The sequence below is a fragment of the Rhodoblastus sp. genome (genome assembly GCF_041915505.1).
Taxonomy (GTDB): domain Bacteria; phylum Pseudomonadota; class Alphaproteobacteria; order Rhizobiales; family Beijerinckiaceae; genus Rhodoblastus.
This window is the reverse complement of sequence record NZ_JAYSBG010000280.1, coordinates 1-4,714: the sequence shown is the minus strand read 5'-3', so window position 1 is coordinate 4,714 and position 4,714 is coordinate 1. Positions and strand designations below refer to the sequence as shown.

Annotated in this window: 2 protein-coding genes and 1 pseudogene; all 3 read right to left on the bottom strand. The window is 65.0% G+C overall.

Annotated features, from left to right (window positions below):
* A pseudogene (locus ACE3S9_RS15095) lies at positions 1-512 on the bottom strand (ionic transporter y4hA); the annotation flags it as partial.
* Positions 513-596: 84 nt separating this feature from the next.
* On the bottom strand, positions 597-2,882 hold the full coding sequence (locus tag ACE3S9_RS15090; protein WP_374547303.1) for a tetratricopeptide repeat protein: 2,286 nt from the start codon (positions 2,880-2,882) through the stop codon (positions 597-599).
* Between the two features lie 113 nt (positions 2,883-2,995).
* The gene (locus tag ACE3S9_RS15085; RefSeq protein WP_374547302.1) at positions 2,996-4,594 is read right to left on the bottom strand and encodes an arylsulfatase; all 1,599 of its coding nucleotides are present in this window, start codon (positions 4,592-4,594) and stop codon (positions 2,996-2,998) included.
* Positions 4,595-4,714: the final 120 nt, after the last annotated feature.

Sequence of the window (4,714 nt, the reverse complement as noted above, 5' to 3'; positions counted from 1 at the left end):
TGGGTCGACGAATATTGCGGGCCGAGCCGGGCGATGGTGAAATTGGGCAGGATCAGCGTGAGGATCGCCAAAGTCGCCAGCACGCTCAAAGCCGAACCGGTGCCGTGGACGCGAAAACCCTGTTCGCGATAGCGCGCGCCGCCGACGAGCAGGCAGAGCCCGATAATGCCGTTGAGCACGATCGACACCGCGGAAAAAACCGTGTCGCGCGCCAGCGAATTGTCGCCCGTTTCCGAACTGACCATGGCCGCGACGATCAGCGAGGTTTCGATCGCCGTCACGGCCAGCGCGAGCAGGATCGACCCCATCGGCTCGCCGACTTTCAGCGCCACCATTTCGGCGTGATGGACCGCCGCGAAGACCGAGAGCAGCAGCAGCACCGTCGCGACGGCTGACAAGGCGAGCCCTTCAGCGTGGACGACATGGGCGTGCTCAAGCGCGACCAGAGCCAGCGCCGCGAACGGCGGCGCCCAGTTTTTCCAGCCGCCATGGGCGGAATGTGACGAAGCCATGCCGGTCGCTCCTGTCTGGTCCAATAAGGACTGTTCCTGCCGCAAGGCTCTGGCTTTTGTGCGGCGGAGTGTCAAGAGCCGGCGTTATTCCGGCCGCACCAGCTTGGCCCGCAAGGCTTCGGCGAAGCGGCGGAGCTGCGGATCATCCGGCTCCAGTTTCAGCAAGGCCTGAGCATGGCCGAGCGCGGCGGCGTAATCGCCGCCCTGCGCCTCATAGGAGGCCAGCGCCGAGAGGACCTCACGGTCGTTCGGCCGGCGCGCCAGAGCGACGCGCAAGGTTTCGATCGCCTTGCCCGGCGCGCCCGCGCCATTCAGGGCGATGGCGTAGACATAGGCGTAATGGGTCTGGTCGGGCGCCAACCGCGCGGCCTGCTCCAGTTCGGCCATCGCGTCGGGCCTGCGTTTCTGGCGGATCAGGCTCAGGCCGAGCGCGTAATGCAGCGGGCCGGATTCGGGATTGTCCGCTAGCGCCTTTCTCAAGGCCGCTTCCGCCGCCGGCTCGTCGCCGCGCGCGCGCGAAATCTCGGCGAGCTGGATCGCGGCGGGCGTAAAAGTCTTGTCCAGCGCCAGCGCCTTGGCGAATTGGGCCTGGGCCTCGTCAATCCTTCCGCGCGCCAGGAAAAGCCCGCCGAGATTGGCGCGCGATTCCGGCCGCTCGGCCGAAAACATCTGGCCCGCGACATAATCGTTGAGCGCCGCCTCGAAGGGGCCGAGATCGGCCGGCGTCAGATGGGCCTCGGCCTCGCCGGCCAGAGATCGCGCCGCCTGCATCCGCACCAGCCGCGTCGGGTCTTTCAGCAGCGGGACCAGCGCGCGCTTCTTCTGCTCCGCCCCGGCGGCGGCCAAAGTGTCGGCGGCGGCGGCGCGGATCATGGGGTCGTCGGCCTTGGCCAATTGCTCGGCGGCGTCCAGCACCGCCGGCGCGACCGCCCCGTTCAGCCGGGCGAGCGCGCTGGCGCGGGCGATGGGCGGCTGGCCCTCGTCTTTCGCCACGCCGACCAGCGCGGCCGTCGCGCCCGGCCCGTCGGAATCGGCGAGAGCGAATGTTTCCGCGAAAGTCTGCGCGCCGGGCTTGCCGCCCATGCCCCAGCCCTTCAGCGCCGAGACAGCCCAGCGGGCGTCCTTGTCGGCATGGCATTTGTTGCAGGCGTTGGGCGTGCCCATGCTGAGGGTGCGATCCGGGCGCGGGATGCGGATGGAATGGTCCTGCCGCGCGTGGATGACCATGTAATCGGTGGTCGGCATGTGGCACGAGGCGCATTGCGCGCCGGGCGAGCCCTCGGGATGATGGTGATGCGCCGGCGTGTCGAAGACTTTCGCGGCATGGCATTGGCCGCAGACCTCATTGCCGGCGAGCCTCAGCTTGCCCGAATGCGGATTATGGCAATCCGAACAGGTGACGCCGGCCGCATGCATCCGGCTCTGCGTGAAGGAGCCGAAATTATAGACCTCCTCGCGCTGCTGGCCGTCCGGGTAATAAAGCCCCGGCGTGAGCGTCGAGGCGTGGAAGGCGTCGTGGAAATGCGCGACGTCACGCGGGGCGTCGGAAAACTGGCCGCGCCGCGCATGGCAGCCCGCGCAGACCAGTTCTTCCTTGCGCTCGCCTGCCGGCTGCGAGCGCGCCGCCGTCCCTTCCGGATTGGCCGGCCAGGTTACGCCCGCGCGCTGGTCGAAGCGCAAGGAAAAGCCCTTGCTCTTCTTTTCGTCCAAAGTCAGGCCGGCGCCGCCCCTGGTCCAGGACAGATGAAGCGAGGCGGGGCCGTGGCAGGCCTCGCAACCGACGCTGATCTCCGCCCATTTTGTGTCGAACTTGTCCGCCGCCGGATCGTAATTCTTCTTCAAATCGGTCGAGTGGCACCAGGCGCACTGGTAATTCCAGTTCTGGTCGATACCAGTCCAATGCAGCGGATCGCCCGCCGCCAGCTTGCGGTCGGCGTAAAGGTCGAACCAGCGCTGGCCGCCGCTCTCGGCGGGACGCGAATCCCAAGCGAGTCCGAACGCCTGCAGCCGTCCGCCCGGCAGTTCGATCAGATATTGCTGAAGCGGAGAAAGCCCAAAGGTATATTTGATTTCGAAATCCGCCAGCTTGCCGTCCGGCCCGTCGGTGCGGACGAAAAATCTGCCGTCGCGGCGAAAGAATATGCTGTCGACATCGCCCTTGCGGAAGTGGGCGTCATGAAAATCGCCCAGCACGGTCTTGTCGTCGGCGACCTGCATGGCGCCGGCGTGGTGCGACTTGCGCCAGTCCTCATATTGGCTGCGGTGGCACGAGGCGCATTTGGCCGAGCCCACGAATTGCGCCTCGTCGCCGGCGCGGACGGGCGCTGCGGCGAACAGGAAAGCGAGCAGAAAGAACAGGAACTTCGGCATGAGACCCCAAAAGCCTCGCCAAACTGGCTGAACGGCGCCGCCAAGGCAAGGCGAGCCGAGAAAAAACGGCCGCCCGGGAGCGGCCGTTCCATGATGCGTTTTCGCTTTGGCGCTCAGTCGCCGTCGGGGGTCTTGAGCTTTTCCAGCGCCTGATCGACCGTGAAGGTCGCGGCCTTCTGGCGCGGCGGGTAATCCTTGAAGGTCGCCATGAAGCCCGCGACATATTTCTGCGCCGGCACCAGCATGAAGGCGTGGTCCAGCAGCCAGTCGTAATAGGTGTTCGACGTGTCGCTGGCGCGCTCATAGGGGTCGAGGCGCAGGTTGAAGATTTTCGGCACGCGCAGCGGGGTGAAGGGCTCGGCCCAGACCTGCAAGGTGCCGCGCGCGCGCTGCTCCAGGAAGACGAATTTGAAATTGTCGTAGCGCAGGCCGGTCAGGTCGCCTTCGTCCGAGAAATAGAAGAATTCCTGACGCGGGCTGCGTTCCGCGGCGCCAGTGAGATAGGGAACGAGGTTGTAGCCGTCGAGATGGACCTTGAAGGTCCTGTCGCCCGCCTTGTAGCCCGTCAGCAGTTCTTCCTTGATGTTCGAGTCGCCGGCGATCGCCACCAGGGTCGGCGCCCAATCGAGATGCGAGACGATGCCGTTGGCGACGGAGCCCGGCTTGATATGGCCCGGCCAGCGCACCATGGCCGGCACGCGATAGGCGCCTTCCCAGTTCGAGTTTTTCTCGTTGCGGAACGGCGTCATGGCGGCGTCCGGCCATGAATTCATGTGCGGACCGTTGTCGGTCGAATACATGACGATGGTGTTGTCGTCGATGCCGAGCGCCTTGATCTTGTCGAGCACCGTGCCGACGTTCTTGTCGTGGTCGATCATGGCGTCGGCATAGGGCCCCATGAAGCGCCCGGACTGGCCGAGGCTCTCGGGCTTCACATGGGTGCGGAAATGCATGTGGGTGAAATTGACCCACAGGAACACCGGCTTGCCCGCCTTGACCTGCTTGTCCAGGAAATCCGCCGAGCGCGCGGCGATGTCGTCGTCGATCGTCTCCATCCGCTTCCTGGTCAGCGGGCCGGTGTCCTCGATCTTCTGTGTGCCGTCCGGCTGCGCCCAGCTATGGATCACACCGCGCGGAGCGAAGTTCTTGCGGAAGTTCGGGAACTCGGGGTCGTTCGCCTTGGGATAGTCCGGAAGCTCCGGCTCTTCCTCGGCGTTCAGATGATAAAGATTGCCGTAGAATTCATCGAAGCCATGCGCCGTCGGCAGCATCTCGTCCTTGTCGCCGAGGTGGTTCTTGCCGAACTGGCCAGTCGCGTAGCCCTGCGTCTTGAGCAGTTCGGCGATGGTCGGGTCTTCCTTGCGAAGACCGAGATCGGCGCCCGGCAGGCCGACCTTGCTGAGGCCGGTGCGGAACACGCTCTGGCCGGTGATGAAGGCGGAGCGTCCGGCGGTGCAGCTCTGCTCGCCGTAATAATCGGTGAAGATGACGCCGTCGCGCGCGATGGAATCGATGTTCGGCGTGCGATAGCCCATCAGGCCGTTGGTATAGGCGCTGAGATTGGACTGCCCGATATCGTCGCCCCAGATGATAACGATATTCGGCTTCTTGGCGTCCTTCGCGGCTTGCGCCCAGGCGCAGGCCGGCGCCAGCGCGCCAGCCAGGCCCACGGACAAGGCCAGGGCTCTCCCCAATCGATGATGAAACAACATTTCCGCTCCTCCCTTACGATGAAGCAGCTCGGAATTTAACGGCTCGCCACGCAGAGATTGTCCGGCTGCGATCAATTGAAGATTGATTTTTTTATCTATTTCGACGGGCGTCACGAGAAT